Source organism: Actinoplanes sp. NPDC051470 (assembly GCF_040682035.1).
In the GTDB taxonomy this organism is placed as follows: domain Bacteria; phylum Actinomycetota; class Actinomycetes; order Mycobacteriales; family Micromonosporaceae; genus Actinoplanes.
Window position 1 is genome coordinate 176,835 of sequence record NZ_JBFBAA010000007.1, and the last position, 17,557, is coordinate 194,391.

Here is a 17,557-nt window from a genome sequence, read left to right on the forward strand (position 1 = left end):
CAGAACAATAACCAGTTATGAACGACCTGCTACCGGCGCTGCCGGAGGACTGGGAACGCTGCCTGTGCGTGGCGGCTCACCCCGATGACATCGAGTACGGCGCCGCGTCCGCCGTGGCACGCTGGACCGCCCAGGGCAAAACCGTCACCTACCTGCTCGCCACCAGCGGCGAGGCGGGCATCGACTCGATACATCCGGACCAGGCCGGGCCGATGCGCCGCGACGAGGAACGGGCCGGGGCCCGCGAGGTGGGCGTCGAGGTGGTCGAGTTCCTCACCCATCAGGACGGGATCGTCGAGTACGGGCCGGCGCTGCGCCGGGACATCACCTCGGCGATCCGCCGGCACCGCCCGGACATCATCGTCAGCGGCGACTTCAACGTCCGCATGATCGGGGGCATGGTCAACCAGGCCGACCATCGCGCGGTCGGGCTGGCCGCGCTGGACGCCGCCCGCGACGCCGGCAACCGGTGGATCTTCCCGGAGCTCGACCTGCCCGCGTGGGGCGGCGTGCGCTTCGTCGCGTACGGCGGCTCGGCCAACCCGACGCACGGCGTCGACATCACCGGCGACCCGCTCGAGCGGGGCATCGCCTCGCTCGAGGCGCACGCCGAGTACACCAAGGGCCTGGGTCCCGGCGGACCGGACGCGCGGGCGATGCTGAGCTGGATGGCTCGCCAGAGCGGGCCGGCGATCGGCGCCGGCGCGGGCGCGCTCTTCGAGGTCATGTCGCTGGGCTTCGACGGCCCGCCGCCCTGGGTCACCGGCTAGGTGATGGTCGCGCCCTGGGGCGTGTCGAGCAGGCCCCAGAGGTTGAGGGCGGCGTCCCGCGCGGCGGGGCGCAGCCCGGGGCTCTTGGCCATGCAGGCGCGGACCAGGTCACGCAGGCGGGACGGCAGGCCCGGAACGGGCAGGACCGGGGTCGGCGCCAGGCAGGCGGTCCGACCGGCGGCCCGGATGGTGGCGGCGACGGCGGCCGGGTACGGCGACCGGCCCATCACCATCTCGTACAGCAGCACACCCAGCGGGTAGACGTCGTCCTTCTCCGGCCCGGCGGCGTCGAACTCGCGGGCCAGGCCGAAGTCGATGATCTTGGGGCCGGTCGGGGTGAGCATCACGTTGCGGGCGGAGAGGTCGCGGTGCACCACGCCGCGGCGGTGGGCCACGGCCAGCACGTCGGCGGCGGTGGCGGCGATCCGGGCGGCCTCGCGCCAGGGCAGCGGGCCACGGGCCAGGCGGGCGGTCAGCGGCCGGCCGTCGAGCAGTTCCATCGCCACGTACGGGACGACGGTGCCGTCGGGCAGCGGCGCCTCGCCACACTCGAAGACCCGCGGCACGCTCGGGTGGCGCAGCCGGTCGGTGATCATCGCCTCGCGCCGGGCGTTCGAGCCGACCGCGGGGGCCAGCACCTTCACCGCAAGCTTGCGGCCGTGCACGGCGTCGACCGCGGCGTAGACCGTGGAGACGCCGCCCTGACCGATGGCGCGGATCAGCACGTACCGCCGGCTGATGCTCGTACCCAACAGAAGTCGCGCCACGGGAGCGCACTATTCCGCAACTCCTGTGGCGCGACCACGGTATGAAAGAAAGCTTTAAGGAGAGAGCGTTTCACGGTCGGATGTCGGACACTTGCCGCTACTCACGGTCAGGTGCCGGACACCGCCGGCTGGTTCCGGCCCTCGCCGTGCGGGTCGGGATTACCGAACAGACCCAGCAGCCCCGTCACCCACAGTTGTCGATGGGCGAACCGGCTGGGCTTCGTCACGACGACCTTGACCCCGGAGATCCCGGCCATCTGATGTGCGCTCACCAGAGCACTGATCCCCACCGAGTCGATGAAGGTCACGTCCTGCATGTTGAGCTCGATGCGGCTCGGCGTCCCCTCCGCCATCGCGGCCACCACCGCATCCTTGATCAGGTACGCGTTCTCTACGTCGATCTCCCCCGCGGGTGCCACCTCGACCGTCTGGTCGGCGGCCGTCCGTGTTATCGACAGCGTCACGCCCTCAACCTCCACCCACCCGGGACGCGCCCGAGCGTCTGCTCAAAAACCGGGGTCGACTACCCCCGAAGAGTCCGGTGAAACTGCCTCGCCAGGCTATGCACCGAACCTGTTAACCACCTGAGTGCCGACCCTGCAAACGCGCTCCACCCTACTCACACCGGTCCACCGGATTTCCCATGGTGACGCTCCACCCACGACCCGGTTGCGGAGGGTACTCAGGTCTTCCGCCGCGGACAACTACGGTTGCGAAGACGTGGCACGTTTGCGCGCGTGTTTGCTCACCGCGACGGTTGGGCACGGTGAGACCGACCCTTGCAGAGCGGAAGGCGAAACTATGTCCTCGAGGAAGAACAAGGCCGAGCGGACGGCCGCTCAGGCGTGGGATTATCTGTCGTCTGCGGTCGCCTCGGCCGGTGAGGCGGGCGTGCACGCGGTCGACGTGACCAGCTCGAAGGCCAACAAGCTGGCCAACCGGGCGGCCAAGCGGTCGTCGAAGCTGGCCGACCGGGCCGCCAAGCGGTCGTCGAAGTTCGCCGACCGGGCGGCCGGCACGTCGTCCAAGGTCGCCGACCGGGCGGCCCGGAAGTCGGCCCAGTTCGCCGACCAGGCGGCCGGCTTCGCGGCTCAGGCGCAACAGTCCGGGCTCAAGCTGGCGGGCAACGCCGGCGACCGGGTGGCCGCGGCCAAGGACGAGGCGTGGACGCGGGCGGCCCTGGCCGCCGACGCGCTGGCCGGGCGCCGGCGTGGCCTGCCCTGGGGCCTGCTGATCGGGGTCGGCCTGATCGGCGTGGCCGTGGGCTGGGCGGCGGCGAACGCGGCCCAGGCGGCGGCCGAGCGCCAGGCTCAGGAGGAAGAGCTCGAGCTGGCCGAGTCGGCGGTCATCGTCACTCCCGAGAGTCGCGGCTACCACGAGTCCTGACATGCGCACCGCCGGGCGGCGCGACTTGCCGCCCGGCGGTCCTAGGCTGTGCCGATGACCGACGCCGTGTTCTTCACCGACGCCGCTGAACTGCGCGAATGGTTCGAAAAGCACCACGATTCGGCGCCGGAGCTCTTCGTCGGCTACTACAAGAAGCACGTCAAGAAGCCGGGCATCACCCACACCGAGGCGATCGAGCAGGCGCTGTGCTTCGGCTGGATCGACAGCATCGGCCGGCGCATCGACGACGAACGCCATCAGGTGCGGTTCACCCCGCGCCGGAAGGGCAGCGTATGGAGCGCGGTGAACATCGCGACCGTCGCCCGGCTGGCCGAGCAGGGGTTGATGCGCCCGGCCGGGCAGAAGGCGTTCGACGAGCGCAAGCCCGACCGGGTCGCGGTGTACTCGTACGAGCAGCCGGCCGACGCCCAGCTCACGCCGGAGCAACTTGCCGAGCTGAAGGCCGACCCGCACGCCTGGGAGTGGTTCTCGGCACAGTCCCCCGGCTATCAGCGCTCGGCGATCCACTGGGTGGTCAGCGCCAAACGCGACGAAACCAGGTCACGCCGCCTCGCCCAGCTCATCACCGACTCGGCGGCCGGGCGCCGTGTGCCACCGCTGGTCCGGCGCTGAACGCCCCGCGTGGGTAGCATGGTCCGTCGTCCGCACTGATCCACCCCCCACACAGATAAGGGTTCGTCTGGTGCTCGATGTCGGTCATCTCCTCGACAACCGTTACCGGTTGGACGAGCGCATCGCCACGGGCGGGATGGGCGATGTCTGGAAGGGCACCGACGTGGTGCTCGGCCGCACGATCGCGGTCAAGGTGCTGCGCGACAACATGATGTCCGACCCGGAATTCGCCGCGCGGTTCTACGGCGAGGCCCGGATGATGGCGGCCTTCCGGCACCCGGGCGTGGTCGAGGTCTTCGACTACGCCAGCTCCACCGGCGACGGCGACAACCAGTGCGCCTACCTGGTCATGGCGTACGTGGAGGGCGAGCCCCTGTCCTCCCGCCTCAAGGAGCAGGGCCGGCTCGACGTCACCGAGACCATGTCGATCGTGTCCCAGGCGGCCGACGCCCTGCACGCCGCCCACCAGAACGGCACGGTCCACCGCGACGTGAAGCCGGGCAACCTGATGATCCGGCCGACCGGCGCGGTCATCCTGGTCGACTTCGGGGTGGCCCGCTCCAACGCCGTGACCAGCGTCACCGGGGTCAACTCGATCGTCGGCACCGCCCTCTACATGGCCCCGGAACAGGTCGCCAAGGGCAAGGTCACGCCGGCCACCGACATCTACGCGCTGGGCGCCGTGGCCTACCACTGCATCGCCGGCCGCCCGCCGTTCGACGGCGACAACGCGCTCCAGGTCGCCCTCATGCACCTCGAGGACGAGCCGGCCCCGCTGCCCGACGAGGTGCCGCCGGCCGTCCGTGAGCTGATCAGCCGGGCCATGGCCAAGCACCCGGACGACCGCTTCCACAGCGCCGCCGAGTTCGCCGAGGCGGCCCTCGCCGCGACCAAGCCGCTCGACTACCGCACCCTGACCGGCACGGCCCTGACCGGCACGGCCCTGACCGCGCCGATGAGCCCGGCGTCCCCGACCCGGGCGGTGCCGTTGCCGCGCAACGTCCCGCCGTCGGCGCCTCCGCCGCGGCGCAGGCGGGGCTCGCGGAGCCAGGTGGCCGTACTCGTCATGGTCATCGCTCTGGGACTCGCCGCGGCCGGCCTCGCGCTCGCCCTGGCCATGCGGACCACCAACAGCGACGGCGCCGTGGTCGAGCCGACGACTACCCCGTCCGCCGAGGCCACCGAGAGCGGCGAGCCCCAGGTGCCGACGACCACGATCGAGGACGAGCCGACCGAGGGTGACAGCCGGCCGAACATCCCGGACATCACGCCCACCAAGAAGCCCTCCCCCAGCAAGTCCGCGTCGCCCACACCGTCCAAGACGACCCCGCCGCCGCAGAACAGCCAGCCGCCGGACGACCCGACCGACGACCCGACCGACGACGAGACGACCCCGCCGACCGGCGGGGCCACCACGCCGGCCGACGGCGGCGGCGGCGAAGAGGGCCAGGGCACCGGCGTGGGCGTCGGCCTCGGCAACGGCCAGAACTGACCCTTGTTCGGGATCGGCGAGTTCGCCACCCTGGGCCGCGTGTCGGTGCGCATGCTGCGGCACTACGACGCGATCGGGCTGCTCCGGCCGGCCCGGGTCGACCCGTCCAGCGGCTACCGCTACTACACCGCGGCCCAGCTCACCCAGATCAACCGCATCGTCGCGCTCAAAGACCTCGGTTTCACCCTGGAACAGGTGCAGACCATGGTCGGCGAGAAGATCGATCCGGCCGAGCTGCGCGGGATGCTCCGGCTGCGGCGGGCCCAGCTGGCCGAGCAGGTGGCCGCCGACAACGCCCGGCTGGCCCGGGTGGACGCCCGGCTTCGGATGATCGAGACGGCCGGGGTGCTGGACACCGCCGAGGTCGTCCTCAAGCCGGTCGCCGCGCAGCGGGTCGCCCGGCTCAGCGCGCCCTGCGCGAACTACCTCGCGGCCGACATCGGTCCCGCCCTCCAGCCGCTCTACCCCGAGCTGATCGAGCGGATGGAGCAGGCCGGGGTACGGATGGCCGGCCCGCCGCTGGCCTGGTACGAGCGGGACCACACGGTGGCCGGGGAGGACGCCGTCACGGTGAACGCGGCCTTCCCGATCGAGGGCGAGCCACCGGCCGACCCCGGATTCGAGGTGTATGAGCTGCCGGCGCTCGATCGGGCGGCCACGCTGATCCACCACGGGCACATGGACCTGGCCTTCCGGACCGGGCAGACGATCGGCGCCTGGATCGAGGCCAACGGCTACCGCGCCGTCGGCGAGGGGTACGCCCGGGAGGTCTACCTCGACTGCCCGCCCGGCGACTTCGACCGCTGGGTCACCGAGATGCAGGTCCAGGTGACTTTCCCTCAAGTGTGACGCTGCGTAACCGAAATGAAGCCTCGACCAGCTACCGGCGGGTACGAAGGAGAGGCACATGGCGCTGAGCCGAACGCGCGTGGCAACGCTGTTGGGTGTGCTGCTCGGCGCCTCGCTGACGTCCACCATGGTGGTGCGGACCACCCAGGCCGTGTTCACCGGGAACACCTCGACCACCAACACCTGGTCCTCCGGCGGCGCCGAGATCACCAGCGACGGCACCGGCAGCGCGGTCTTCAACAGCGGCTCGGACGGGGCCCTGGTGAACGGGCAGACGCTGACCAAGTGCATCGTCGTCACGTACAAGGGCGCCACCGTCCCCGCCTCGGTCAAGCTGTACAGCAGCACGGTCGGCGGCACCGGGCTGGCCGACTACCTGAACCTGACCGTCGAGACCGGCAGCAGCACCTCCACCAACGGCAACTGCGCCGGCCGGTCGGCCGGCGGCACGGTGTTCACCGGGACGCTGACCGACTTCGCCGCAAAGAACGCGTTCGCCAACGGAGTGGGTGTCTGGGGCCTAGCGTCGTGAACGAGAAGCTGACGTACCGCTTCACGGTGACCGTGCAGAACCAGGCGGCCGCCCAGAACAAGACGGCGTCGGCCACGTTCATCTGGGAGGCGCAGACCGTTTGATCCCCGCTCGATCACGCGGGCCGGTGCGCCGGACCGCGGATCGCGGGATCCGGTCCGGCCGGCATCGCCGTGCCGACGGCCGGCGTGGCACCGACCGCCGCCGCCACGGGACCCACCACCACCAGGCGACCGAGCCCGCCCGGCTGGTCGCCGAGGCCGTCCAGGTGGTGCTGGTGATGACCGTGGTCACCGTGATGACGCTCGGCGCCTGGGTGGTGGTGCCGCTGCTGTGGGGCTGGGACGCCTACACCGTCACCTCCGGGTCGATGACGCCGCTGGTCCGGCCCGGTGACGTGGTCGTCGCCGCGGGCCACCACGGCACGGCGGTCGTGCCGGTCGGCACCGTCGTCGTCGTGGAGCCGATCAGCGCCGACGCGCAGCCGGTCACGCACCGTGTTGTCGAACGGTTGCCGGACGGGCGCTACCGGACCAAGGGCGACGCCAACCCGCAACCGGACTCGCGGCTCATCCGCCCCCAGCAGATCATCGGCACCGCCCGGCTCGTGGTGCCGCTCGCCGGGCTGGTGAAGCTCTACCTCGGGCGCGGGGCGCCGGTCGCCGGACTCCTGCTGATCCTGCTCAGCCTCGCTCTGCCCGTACTCAGGAAGAGCCGGAGCCGGAACCACCCCGCGCTCGCCGCCGCCGTGGTCTGCGTGCTCGCCGTCAGCACCGGCGCGGTCGGCACCTCCTGGGGCAGCTCGCGGGCGGCCTGGACCGGCTCGACCAGCGCGTCGCCGACCTGGGCCACGTCGGCGTTCTACCACCAGGCGGTGGTGGCCTCGACGCCGGTCTCCTACTGGCGGATGAACAACACCACCTCGATCCCCGACGTGATGAACGTCAGCCCGCTCACGGTCAGCGGCACCAGCGCGCTGGCCGCGAGCGGGCTGCGCGGCGACCCGGACCCGGCACTGCGCTTCTCCCGCGTCGCCAACACGTACGCGCAGAGCACCAACGCCGCCTACCGGATGACCGCACCGATGTCCGTGGCCTGCTGGACCAGCACCAACGGCATCGCCCTGGGCCGGCTGGTCTTCAAGGGCACGTCGACCAACGGCGACGTCAACTACCTGCTGGCCTTCTCCTCCGACGGCGCCTACATGCGCTTCGTGTTCGACCAGGCCGGGCCGCCGGGCGGGACCCGGGCCACGGCCGGGGCGCCGGGCCGGTCCGACTGGGTGAAGGACGGGACGTGGAAGTCGGGCGCCAACGCCATGGACGGCGACATCGACGAGGTGACGGTCTGGTCGCGGGCGCTGACCCCGGCCGAGATCCAGAACCTGTGGAACATCGGCAAGAAGTAGCTCATGTTCCGGGGATGGCCGCCGATGATGAGGCCACTCTGGCACGGCGATGCACCCGAGCCGCTACCGGAAAGGCCCCCGCCATGACGACCCAGCAGCAGCAACCACCGCAACAACCGATGTACCCCACCGCACCGCCCTGGGCGAACCCGGCGCCGCCGCCGGTCAAGCCGGCGCCGCCCGCCTACGGCACGGTGACGCCCTGGGAGGCGCCGTACCCGCAGACCGGGCAGCTCCTGGTGCCCTACCCGGAGGAGATGCGCAACGCCGCGCGTCCCACCCCGCCGCGGTGGTGGCCGGTGGTGATCTGGACGTTCCTCTTCGGGATCCTCGGCGCGGTCTCGGCCGCCCGCCGGGCCAACATCGCCCGGCGCGGCGGCAACAGCACGGCGCCGTACTGGATCACCTGGGCCGCCACGCTGGCCGCCGGCGCCGTCCTGTGGGGCGTCGCGGCGTTCGCCGTGCAGCCCGTCGTCCTCCAGCAGTTGGAGGACGGCCGGACCACCCAGGTGGAGAAGAACATCCGCACCGACGGCGCCCTGAAGGGCCTGATCGGCGTCGACGCCACCGCGGTGAACTGCGACCCGCTGAGCGCCCGGGACGCGACCGGCCTGCGGTTGTACGACTGCGCGCTCACCCTGGACGACGGCCGCACCGGCACCCTGGTGGTCGAGGCCGACAAGGACAGCAAGTGGAGCGTCGTCCGCAAGAAGAAGTAACCGATGGACTCGCGGCGCACCCTCCGGCGGGGAGGGGTGCGCCGCGTACTTCTTTCGTCAGGTCTCGGGTTTCGTCAGGCCTCGGGGAAGACCGGCTCGCCGGCCCGGACCAGGCGCCAGTTGGGCTCGAAGAAGTCGGCCGGGTCGATCGTGCCGCGCCGCTGGGCCCAGTCGATGAGCAGCTGCCGGATCTCCTGCTGGGCGTTGTAGACCTGGGTCTTCACGATGCCCGGGAAGTTTCCGCCACCACTGCGCCGGTAGTTGTTGACCGCCACCACGAACCGGGCCGCCGGGTCGACCGGGTCACGGAACACGATCCGCCGGCCGACCGGTTCGCTGATGTCGATGTCGTAGGCCAGGCCGGAGATCACGTCGTAGTTGTAGTCCGGCACCGCGGGATCGCTGATCGTGGCCGGGTCGACCGGTGCGCCCGGGGCCGACGTGACGAAGTACTTGGCCGAGTACTCGAGGTAGGCCTTCACCTCGGCGCCGGTGAGAACCACCGCCTCCAGGGTGTTGTCGTAGATGTACAGCCCGGCCACGTCCTTGATCTTCACCTCGCCGCGCGGGAAGACGGCGGTCCGGCTGAACGGCGCCGCGATGGACAGCACCGGCAGGCCGGCGTACTCGGTGCCGGCCAGCGCCGCGGTCACCGTGTCGGTCTGCACGCGGTTGATGTAGTCGAGGATCGGCGTGTCCCGGTACCGCGACTCGGCCGCGCTCAGCTCGACGATCGAGGTGGCGACGACCTGGTTCACGTACGCCACGGTCTTGGCGTGCTGCTTGCGCACCGCCTTGAGCACGGACGGGTCCTCGGCGACCGTGTTGGTGTTGAGCGTGGTCGCCTGCTTCGCGGTGACCGCCCAGCGGCCGCGTTCCCGGGTCAGCGTGAAGTCCATCCGGGTCAGCCGCTGCCCCCACTTGGACGGCTCGGAGAGCAGCACCTGGTCGCCGGTCTCGGCGTTGGTCACGAACCGCTGCGGCACATCGGCGTGCGCGTGCCCGAACAGGATCGCGTCGATGCCCGGCACCCGCTCGGCGATCAGCGCGCTCGGGTTCTCGTTGGGCAGCTCCGGCCCGTAGCTGGAGGTGCCGCTGTCCCCGCCGTGCGCCGAGATCAGCACCAGGTCGGCACCGTTGCGCCGCATGATCGGCACATACTTCGCCGCGGTCGCGACCAGGTCCTCGAAGCGCAGCAGCCCCTCGACGTTGGCCCGGTCCCAGATCGCCACGCCCGGGTTGGTCAGGCCCAGGATCCCCACCCGCAGGGTGCTGCCCCCCACGATCAACTTCTTGATGAGGTACGGGCGGAAGGCCGGCCGCCCCGTCGCCACGTTCACCGCGTTGGCGGCGAGGGCCGGGAACCCCAGCTGCTTGATCCACAGGTTCAGCAGCGGCAGCCCGTAGTTGAACTCGTGGTTCCCCAACGTCACGGCGTCGTAGTGCAGCACGTTCATGGCCTTGGCCATCGGATGCTTCTCGCCGGTCTCGGTGATCGGCTCCTGCTTGGCGTAGTAGGTGGCGAGCGGCGTCCCCTGGATCGTGTCCCCGGCGTCGAGCACCAGCGAGGTGGTGCCGCGCTCGCCCCGGATCTGGTTGATCAGGGCGGCCAGCTTGGCCACACCGACGTCGTTGTGCGCGCTGTCGTCGTACTCGGCGTCGCGGTAGTAGTCCCAGTTGTAGACGTTGCCGTGCGTGTCGGAGGTCCCGAGCACCGAAAGCTTGAAGGAGCGGGCGCCGGCGGTGGCCGGCTCACCCAGCGTGAAAGGAGCGGCGGCGGTGGCCGCCGCGGCCGCGAGCACGCCACGTCGAGTCATACGAGAGGTCACCCGCGCACGATAACCATCGATGCATCCTCCGGCCACCCGGCGGTTTGGGCCACTCGCCCGGAACCGGATGACGGGGTGAAATAGGATTCGCCGCATGTCTGGGCCGCCGGAGCTTCCGTTGCGCCCGATGACGCTCGGCGAGCTGCTCGACGCGGCCATGGCGCTGTTGCGGCGTCGGGCGGTGCCGCTGTTCGCGGCCGGGCTGGTGCTCGCGGCGGCCGAGCAGGTGGCGCTGGCCCCGCTCCGGGCGTGGGCCCATCTGACGCCGCCCTGGTACGGGCCGTCGGAGGAGTACCTCATCCCGTGGTGGATCACGGTCGCCGCGGGGTTCGGGACCGAGCTGTTCGTGCTCACGCTGCTGGGGGCGTACGCCGGAGCGGCGGCGGGGCCGGCGCTGCTCGGGCGGCAGGTGCGGCACCGGGACCTGTGGCGGCGGGCCCGTCCGCTCGCGGCGGTGGGGCTGGCCCTGTGGCTGGGGCTGGTCGGCGCGGTGGGCGCCCTGCTGGTGGTCATCCCGTGGGCGGTCTTCTACGGGTTCTTCGTGATGACCGCGCCGGCGCTGGTGATCGATCGGGCCCGCAATCCGCTCGGGCGGGCGATGCGGCTGGCCGGGCGGCAGACCGCGCGCGGCTTCTGGATCCTGATCCTGGCCTATCTGACCTGGGCCGCCGTGCGCGGGGCGCTGGGTGTCGGCTGGACCGAGCTGGTGGGGCTGGTCAGCGGGGCCGAGCCCGACCTGCAGGCCTGGGTGGTGCCGGCCGCGCGGACGCTGGGCAACGCGGTCGCGTACTCGGCCCTGGCCTGTGTTTCCGCGGTGCTGCTGCTGGACGTGCGGGTGCGAACCGAGGGGCTGGACATTCTGATCAACCGGACCCGCAGCCGCGGCGGCGACGTCGACCAGTCGCTGGTGCACGTGCCGTGAGCCGGACCTGGGACGAGGCCGCCGCCGCCGTCTTCGACGTCGTGCCGGCCGGCACGGCGATCCTGCTGCTGCTCTTCGCGGGCGCGCTGGCCGGAACGCTCTGGTACTTCTGGCCGCGCTGGGTGCCGACCCGGTTCGCCTGGCCGGCGTGGCTGCGCCGGCGGCCCAAGAAGGAGAAGAAGGCGAAGAAGGAGCCGGTGCGGATCGCCGACGACGCGACCGAGCCGGTGATCACCCCGGCCGAGCCCGCGACGGTGGCCGCCGACCTGACGCTGGCCGATCGGCTGGCCGCCGAGGGGCGGTTCGCCGAGGCGCTCCGCCAGCGTCTCCGGGTGACGTTGAGCGAGCTGGTCGCCGCGCGCCTGGTCCCGCCGCAACCGGGCTGGACGGCGGCCGAGCTGGCCGCGATGGCCGGCGGGCAGCGACCGGCGGTGTCCGGCCCGCTGAGCGGGGCGACCGAGCTGTTCGCCGAGGTCTGGTACGGCCGGCGCCCGGCCGCACAGGCCCACGACCAGCACATGCGCGCGCTGACCGAGCAGATCAGGCAGGCGATATGAAGGGCTGGCTGAAGGCCGCGATCCCGCCCGCCGCCGCGATCGCCGTCGTCGTCACCACGCTGATCACGCACGCGATCCAGCAGCCGGATCCGAGCCGACCGACGTACCTCTCGCCGGTGGCCCGGACCGGCGACGGCGCCGCCACCCTGGCCGACCGCCTGACCCAGCAGGGTGTCGCCGTGGTCCGGCGGACCAGCACCCCCGAGGCGATCGCCGCGGCCACCACCACCCGGGACGCCACCCTGTTCGTGCCCGCGCCGGAGATGGTCCGGCCGGAATACCTGGAAGACTTCCGGATCGTGCCGCCGTCGGTACGCATCGTGCTGGTCGCGCCGAACCGGGCCGTGCTGGCCAAGCTGGACGCCTACCTGCCGCAGGCCGGGCCACGCTGGACGGCCGCCGCGCCGGGGCCGGGCTGCGACGCGCCGTTCGCCCGGGGCCGGGCCGCGGTGCTGCGCTGGCAGTACGCCCCGTCCGAGGGCGAGTTGCTGCGCTGCTACGACGGCGCGGTGGTCGAGCTGGACCGGGGCGGCCCGGCGATCACGCTGGTCGGCGCGCCGGACGCGTTCCGCAACGACCGGCAGGGCGAGCACGACAACGCCGGTTTCGCCGCCGGGCTGCTCGGCCGGAGCCGCCAGGTGGTGTGGCTCGACCTGCACCAGCGGGAGCCCGAGCCGCCGCCCGACCCGGTGACGGGCGAGCCCGACGACCCCGACCAGGGCGACCGCGGCGAGGTGGACAACGGCGACGAGTCCGGGGACAACGGTGGCCGGCCCGAGGAGGGCGACAACCAGGGCGACGGCGACTCGGCGCAGCAGCGGCCCGAGGAGCAGACGATCTTCGACGCGTTCCCGCCGTCGTTCTGGGCCGCGGCGCTGCTGGTGATCCTGGCGATGATCGCGTTCGCGGCGGCGTCGGCCCGGCGGCTGGGCGCGCCGGTGAGCGAGCCGCTGCCGGCGCGGGTGCGGGCCGCGGAGACCGTACGCGGGCTGGCCGGCCTCTATCGACGGTCCGGGGCGCGCGAAGCCTCGCTGACCACCGTCCAGGCCGCGGCCGTGCGCCGGCTGGCCGCGCACTTCGACCTGCCGGCCAACGACCTGGACGCGGTGGTCGAGCGGGTGGCGGCCCAGGTGCACCGGCCGGCGCACGAGGTTCGGGCGGTGCTGACCGGCCCGGACGTGGACCCGGACGAGGATCTGACCGACGAGGACATGACCGCGCGGGCCGCCCTGGTGCAGAGGCTGGTCCGAGCGGTGCTGGGTGATCAGAGGGGGAACGTGTGACGTCTTCGGTTGAGGCGCTCGGCCGGCTGCGGGCCGAGGTGGGCAAGGCCGTGGTCGGTCAGGACGCCGTGGTCGGCGGGGTGGTGATCGCGCTGCTCTGCGGCGGCCACGTGCTGCTCGAGGGTGTGCCCGGGGTGGCCAAGACGCTGCTGGTGCGGGCCCTGGCCGCCGGGCTCGACCTGCAGACCAAGCGGGTGCAGTTCACCCCCGACCTGATGCCCGGCGACGTGACCGGCTCGCTGGTGTACGACGCCCGTTCGGCCGCGTTCAACTTCCGGCCCGGCCCGATCTTCACCAACCTGCTGCTCGCCGACGAGATCAACCGGACGCCGCCGAAGACCCAGGCCGCGCTGCTGGAGGCGATGGAGGAGCGGACCGTCAGCGTGGACGGCGAGTCGCGGCGGCTGCCCGAGCCGTTCATCGTGGCCGCCACCCAGAACCCGATCGAGTACGAGGGCACGTACCCGCTGCCGGAGGCGCAGCTGGACCGGTTCCTGCTGAAGCTGTCGGTGCCGCTGCCCGAGCGCCACGACGAGCTGAACGTGTTGCGGGCCCACCACCACGGCTTCGACCCGCGTGACCTGAAGGCGGCCGGGGTGACCGCGGTGGCCACGGCCGAAGATCTGGCCGCCGGCCGGGCCGCGGTGCGCCGGGTGGCGGTCACCGACCAGGTGCTGGAATACATCGTGGACCTGACCCGGGCCACCCGGTCGGCGCCGTCGCTGGAGCTGGGCGCGTCCCCGCGGGGGGCCACGGCGCTGCTCGCGGTGGCCAAGGCGCGCGCGTTCCTGAGCGGCCGGGACTACGTGATGCCGGACGACGTGAAGGCGTTCGCGCTGCCCACCCTGCGGCACCGGGTCCGGTTGAAGGCCGAGGCCGAACTGGACGGCATCACCGTGGACGCGGTGCTGCGCTCGGTGCTGTCCGCCGTGCCCGCGCCGCGCTGATGGTCACCCGCCGGTTCGCGCTGCTGGTCGCCGCGGGTGCGGTCCTCGTCGCGGTGCTTCCGGCGCCCTGGCTGGTGCTGGGCGGCGTGCTGGTGCTGCTGGCCGTGGTCGCCGGCCTGGACGCGCTCGCGGCCGCGCCGCTCACCGAGGTCAAGCTGCGCCGCGACGGTGACAGCCAGGTGTGGCTCGGCCAGTCGGCGACGGTCACGCTGGTCGTCGGCAACGCTTCGGCCAAGGCGCTGCGCCTGTCCCTGCGGGACAGTTGGGTGCCGTCGGCGGGTGCGGCCAACGCGGAGCACCGGCTTCTTCTCCCCCCGGGTACGCAGGAGAGCGTCGCGACCTCGTTGGTGCCGACCCGGCACGGCGACCGGCCGGCCGTGCGCGTGACACTGCGGTCGTACGGGCCGCTGCACCTCGCGTACCGCCAGCGCCGTGCCTCCTGGAACTCGGCCAACACGCCGACCTGGACCTTGCGGGTCCTCCCCCGGTTCCCGTCCCGGCGCCTGCTGCCCGAGAAGCTGGCCAAGCTGCGGGTCTTCGACGGCGCCGTGGTCACCCGCGGGCGGGGTCAGGGCACCGAGTTCGACAACCTCCGCGAGTACGTCGTCGGCGACGACGTCCGCTCGATCGACTGGCGGGCCAGCGCCCGGGCCCAGGACGTGGTCGTGCGGACCTGGCGCCCGGAACGTGACCGCCGGGTGCTGTGCCTGTTGGACACCGGCCGGACCGCGGCCGCCCGGATCGGCGACGAGCCCCGGCTGGACGCCTGCATCGACGCCGCCCTGCTGCTGTCGGTGCTCGCCACCCGGGCCGACGACCGGGTCGACCTGCTGGCCGTGGACACCGAGATCCGCGCCCGGGTGGAGGGTGGCGGGCACCGCACCAAGCTGGCCCGGCTGATCGCCGGCCTGGCCGCCCTGGAGCCGGCCCTGGTCGAGACCGACTTCGGCCTGGCCGTGGCCGAGCTGCTGCGCCGCGACCACAAGCGCGCCCTGGTGGTCATCTTCACGGCGCTCGACGCGGCCCCGATCATCGAGGGTCTGCTGCCGGTGATGGGCAAGCTGGCCACCCGGCACCGGGTGGTGGTGGCCAGCGTCCGCGACCCCGAGACGGCCCGCCTGGCCCGGCTGCCGGAGACCGGCGTGACGGCCGACGACGTGCACGTGGCGGCTGCCGCCGAACTGGCCCTGGACGAGCGCGACCGGGTTCGTGCGGTGCTCACCCAGCTCGGCGTGACCGTGATCGACGAGACCCGCGACCAGTTCGCCTCGAAGGTCGCCGACGTCTACCTGATGATGAAGTCGGCCGGGCGGCTCTGAGCTGTCGGTTTGCCGATGGTGCGGCTTCGTCCCGGCTGCCATAGTGGCCCGATCGAGCGAACTCGCGCACCGGAGCCCGTGGTCGCGGCCACCCCGGCGGCTGCGCCGGAGTCGCCTGCGCGGCTTCCCGAGGACAACGCCGGGTTCGAGCGGCTGCTGCGCTCCGGTCCGTCGGCCTCGCTGCCCGGCGCCGTCCAGGGCGACATGGAGGCGGCCTTCGGCGGGGAAGACTTCTCCGGGGTACGGGTACACACCGGACCGCAGGCGGCCGCGGCCAGCCAGGCCGTGCGGGCCGAAGCGTTCACCACCGGGCACGACATCTACTTCTCGGGCGGGATGGACGCGTCCTCGTCGTCCGGTCGAGAGCTGCTGGCCCACGAGCTGACGCATGTCGTGCAGCAGCGGTCGGGGTCGGTGCCGAGTGGGATCAGCGACCCGGGCGATCCGACCGAGGTGGAGGCTCACCGGGTCGGCCGGGCGGTGGCGTCGTCGCCCGTACCCACCGCCGTGGTCGCCTCTCTGGGCGGGGTGGCGGGCAACGCGGCCGTGGCGCGACTGGCGATCCAGCGTTCGCCCGCCGAGGACCTGATCGACGACAACACCAGCTGGTTCGATCTGGACGAGGCGCAGCTCGGGCGTACCCTCCTCGACCGCGCCGGGAAAGGCCAGCACGCGCTGGTCGTGTCGGTCCTGAACGAGCTGGGCAGCACCAACCGTGACGACGTGGCGCTCGAGTTCTGCGAGGCCGCGTCGGTCGAGCAGCTCGCCGCGCTGGCCGGCGCCGAGTCCGGGCGGCGCCTGCTCGACCGGCTCTACGACGAGCTGACCGGCGGCAACCTGGCCGGGGACGAGCAGAAGCAGGCCGACCGGATCATCGCGGTCAAGGGCCAGCGCGTCGACCCGGCCCAGGCCCAGAAGCAGATGCTGACCGGCAAGGTGTTCCCGTTCCGGCCCGGCGGGATCACCGTCTGGGACGACGCGCCGATCATGGCCGAGCGGCGCGAGGGCGGCCAGATCTGGGTCAAGCAACCGGTCCGGGTCAAGGGCACGGCCATGTTCAAGGGCGAGACGGCCACCCTGCCCGACGACGTCTTCCTCGGCGGCGCGCTGCTGCCCGAGAACGAGATCGTCGGCGTGAAGATCTACGACCTCGGCGGCGAGATCGTCTACCGGCCGGCGCTGTTCCTGATCCAGATCTCGAACCAGAACGAGACCCAGACCCTCACCAAGATCGCCGAGGTGGCCGGCATCGGCCTCACCCTGGGCACCGGCGCCCTGGTCGGGCTGGGCGTCGAGGCGACCATGACGGCCCGGGTGCTGCTCTGGGCCGACCGGGCGGCGTTCGTGCTCGGCACCATCGCGACCGTGATCAACGAGCACCGCGGCGAGATCATCTCGCGGTACGGCGCCTCCGGCCGCGAGTTCCTCAAGTACGTCGACTACGTGCAGAGCGCGACCGCGATCTACGGCTTCGGCCGGGTGGCGCTCGGCATGGGCAAGATCATGACCGGCTTCCGGACCAGCTACCGCAACTGGCGCGACACCGTCCGCCGGGTCGAGCAGGAACTGGAGGAGCACGAACGGACGGTCGCGGCGAAGCTGCAGCAGCAGGCCGACGAGGTGCTGGACAACGCCGACAAGATCGACGACGCGCGTACGCCGGCCAAGCCCTCCCCCGAACCCGAGCCGCAGCCGCAGCCGGCCGCGGAAACGCCGGCCACCGAACCCGCGCCGGACAAACCCAAGCCCAAGAAGACCAAGAAGAAACCGAAGACCTCAGAGGACTTCGAGGACGAGTACGGCGACGACCCGCGCAACGAGCTGCCCAGGAAGAAGCGCATCAGCGACGGGAACAAGGAGGAGCTCCAGGAGAGCGGCTGGCTGCGGAAGAAGCTGCCCGACGTGGAGCGCCGCCGCGAGTTCATGGACTGGCTGAAACGCAACCACCAGGTCGGCGAGGAGCACACGCACCTGCGGCCCGGCTCCCGCGAGGCGGACCGCATGCTGAAGCGTTTCCTCGAGGAGAGCCCCGATCCGGGCGACTTCGACTGACCTCACCGGCATTCCGGTCAGCCCCCGCATCCGACCCGCGGCCGGCTCCACCCGTCACTCCACCGTGGTCACCCGGTCGGGCACCGGACCGG

17 protein-coding genes are annotated in these 17,557 nt (G+C 72.2%); 14 read left to right on the forward strand and 3 right to left on the reverse strand.

All coding sequences use genetic code 11. From position 1 onward, the window contains the following. The first annotated feature begins 17 nt into the window (after positions 1-17). Positions 18-770, forward strand: coding sequence for a PIG-L deacetylase family protein (locus AB0M54_RS15395; RefSeq protein WP_364471593.1), 753 nt, complete (start codon positions 18-20; stop codon positions 768-770). Here the strand turns inward: AB0M54_RS15395 and AB0M54_RS15400 are convergent. Then, positions 767-1,537: a serine/threonine-protein kinase gene (locus tag AB0M54_RS15400; RefSeq protein WP_364320961.1), complete on the reverse strand. Its 771-nt coding sequence runs from the start codon at positions 1,535-1,537 to the stop codon at positions 767-769. The genes AB0M54_RS15395 and AB0M54_RS15400 overlap by 4 nt on opposite strands. A 107-nt stretch (positions 1,538-1,644) precedes the next feature. Then, a complete protein-coding gene (locus tag AB0M54_RS15405; RefSeq protein ID WP_364320959.1) occupies positions 1,645-2,001 on the reverse strand; it encodes an STAS domain-containing protein in 357 nt (118 codons plus the stop codon). Between the two features lie 337 nt (positions 2,002-2,338). Here AB0M54_RS15405 and AB0M54_RS15410 point away from each other — a divergent pair, with 337 nt between their 5' ends. The 7 genes from AB0M54_RS15410 (at position 2,339) to AB0M54_RS15440 (ending at position 8,556) form a co-directional block, all read left to right on the forward strand. Then, entirely contained in the window at positions 2,339-2,923 is a 585-nt protein-coding gene (locus AB0M54_RS15410) for a hypothetical protein (protein WP_364320956.1), read from the forward strand. A 54-nt stretch (positions 2,924-2,977) separates the two neighbouring features. After that, positions 2,978-3,556 carry a YdeI/OmpD-associated family protein gene (locus AB0M54_RS15415; RefSeq protein ID WP_364320954.1) on the forward strand — a complete coding sequence of 193 codons (579 nt, stop codon included), beginning with the start codon at positions 2,978-2,980 and terminating at the stop codon, positions 3,554-3,556. Positions 3,557-3,626: 70 nt separating this feature from the next. Next, positions 3,627-5,048: a serine/threonine-protein kinase gene (locus AB0M54_RS15420; RefSeq protein ID WP_364471596.1), complete on the forward strand. Its 1,422-nt coding sequence runs from the start codon at positions 3,627-3,629 to the stop codon at positions 5,046-5,048. Between the two features lie 3 nt (positions 5,049-5,051). Then, positions 5,052-5,897: a MerR family transcriptional regulator gene (locus AB0M54_RS15425; RefSeq protein WP_364320948.1), complete on the forward strand. Its 846-nt coding sequence runs from the start codon at positions 5,052-5,054 to the stop codon at positions 5,895-5,897. A gap of 58 nt (positions 5,898-5,955) precedes the next feature. After that, positions 5,956-6,429, forward strand: a complete 474-nt coding sequence (locus AB0M54_RS15430) for a hypothetical protein (protein WP_364471599.1) — start codon at positions 5,956-5,958, stop codon at positions 6,427-6,429. Between the two features lie 127 nt (positions 6,430-6,556). Then, positions 6,557-7,837, forward strand: a complete 1,281-nt coding sequence (locus AB0M54_RS15435; RefSeq protein WP_364471602.1) for a signal peptidase I — start codon at positions 6,557-6,559, stop codon at positions 7,835-7,837. An 83-nt stretch (positions 7,838-7,920) separates the two neighbouring features. After that, positions 7,921-8,556 carry a hypothetical protein gene (locus tag AB0M54_RS15440; protein WP_364471605.1) on the forward strand — a complete coding sequence of 212 codons (636 nt, stop codon included), beginning with the start codon at positions 7,921-7,923 and terminating at the stop codon, positions 8,554-8,556. Between the two features lie 74 nt (positions 8,557-8,630). Here the strand turns inward: AB0M54_RS15440 and AB0M54_RS15445 are convergent, their stop codons facing one another. After that, positions 8,631-10,373 carry a 5'-nucleotidase C-terminal domain-containing protein gene (locus AB0M54_RS15445; protein ID WP_364471825.1) on the reverse strand — a complete coding sequence of 581 codons (1,743 nt, stop codon included), beginning with the start codon at positions 10,371-10,373 and terminating at the stop codon, positions 8,631-8,633. Between the two features lie 106 nt (positions 10,374-10,479). Here AB0M54_RS15445 and AB0M54_RS15450 point away from each other — a divergent pair, with 106 nt between their 5' ends. From AB0M54_RS15450 to AB0M54_RS15475, 6 genes are all read left to right on the forward strand, one after another. Then, on the forward strand, positions 10,480-11,307 hold the full coding sequence (locus tag AB0M54_RS15450) for a hypothetical protein (RefSeq protein ID WP_364320936.1): 828 nt from the start codon (positions 10,480-10,482) through the stop codon (positions 11,305-11,307). Further along, entirely contained in the window at positions 11,304-11,864 is a 561-nt protein-coding gene (locus AB0M54_RS15455; protein ID WP_364471608.1) for a DUF4129 domain-containing protein, read from the forward strand. The genes AB0M54_RS15450 and AB0M54_RS15455 overlap by 4 nt, the downstream gene beginning before the upstream one ends. Continuing rightward, positions 11,861-13,147 carry a DUF4350 domain-containing protein gene (locus tag AB0M54_RS15460; protein ID WP_364320931.1) on the forward strand — a complete coding sequence of 429 codons (1,287 nt, stop codon included), beginning with the start codon at positions 11,861-11,863 and terminating at the stop codon, positions 13,145-13,147. The genes AB0M54_RS15455 and AB0M54_RS15460 overlap by 4 nt, the downstream gene beginning before the upstream one ends. Beyond that, positions 13,144-14,094, forward strand: a complete 951-nt coding sequence (locus tag AB0M54_RS15465; protein ID WP_364320928.1) for a MoxR family ATPase — start codon at positions 13,144-13,146, stop codon at positions 14,092-14,094. Before AB0M54_RS15460 ends, AB0M54_RS15465 begins: the two co-directional genes overlap by 4 nt. Next, positions 14,094-15,413: a DUF58 domain-containing protein gene (locus AB0M54_RS15470; protein WP_364471611.1), complete on the forward strand. Its 1,320-nt coding sequence runs from the start codon at positions 14,094-14,096 to the stop codon at positions 15,411-15,413. Before AB0M54_RS15465 ends, AB0M54_RS15470 begins: the two co-directional genes overlap by 1 nt. 78 nt (positions 15,414-15,491) lie before the next feature. Continuing rightward, positions 15,492-17,465, forward strand: coding sequence for a DUF4157 domain-containing protein (locus tag AB0M54_RS15475; RefSeq protein WP_364471614.1), 1,974 nt, complete (start codon positions 15,492-15,494; stop codon positions 17,463-17,465). Positions 17,466-17,557: the final 92 nt, after the last annotated feature.

Bases quoted from the DNA above. Each gene is read 5' to 3' on its own strand.
- AB0M54_RS15415 (WP_364320954.1), top strand. From the start codon at position 2,978: ATGACCGACGCCGTGTTCTTCACCGACGCCGCTGAACTGCGCGAATGG.
- AB0M54_RS15430 (WP_364471599.1), top strand. From the start codon at position 5,956: ATGGCGCTGAGCCGAACGCGCGTGGCAACGCTGTTGGGTGTGCTGCTC.
- AB0M54_RS15450 (WP_364320936.1), top strand. From the start codon at position 10,480: ATGTCTGGGCCGCCGGAGCTTCCGTTGCGCCCGATGACGCTCGGCGAG.
- AB0M54_RS15460 (WP_364320931.1), top strand. From the start codon at position 11,861: ATGAAGGGCTGGCTGAAGGCCGCGATCCCGCCCGCCGCCGCGATCGCC.
- AB0M54_RS15445 (WP_364471825.1), bottom strand. From the start codon at position 10,373: ATGACTCGACGTGGCGTGCTCGCGGCCGCGGCGGCCACCGCCGCCGCT.
- AB0M54_RS15470 (WP_364471611.1), top strand. From the start codon at position 14,094: ATGGTCACCCGCCGGTTCGCGCTGCTGGTCGCCGCGGGTGCGGTCCTC.
- AB0M54_RS15440 (WP_364471605.1), top strand. From the start codon at position 7,921: ATGACGACCCAGCAGCAGCAACCACCGCAACAACCGATGTACCCCACC.
- AB0M54_RS15410 (WP_364320956.1), top strand. From the start codon at position 2,339: ATGTCCTCGAGGAAGAACAAGGCCGAGCGGACGGCCGCTCAGGCGTGG.
- AB0M54_RS15395 (WP_364471593.1), top strand. From the start codon at position 18: ATGAACGACCTGCTACCGGCGCTGCCGGAGGACTGGGAACGCTGCCTG.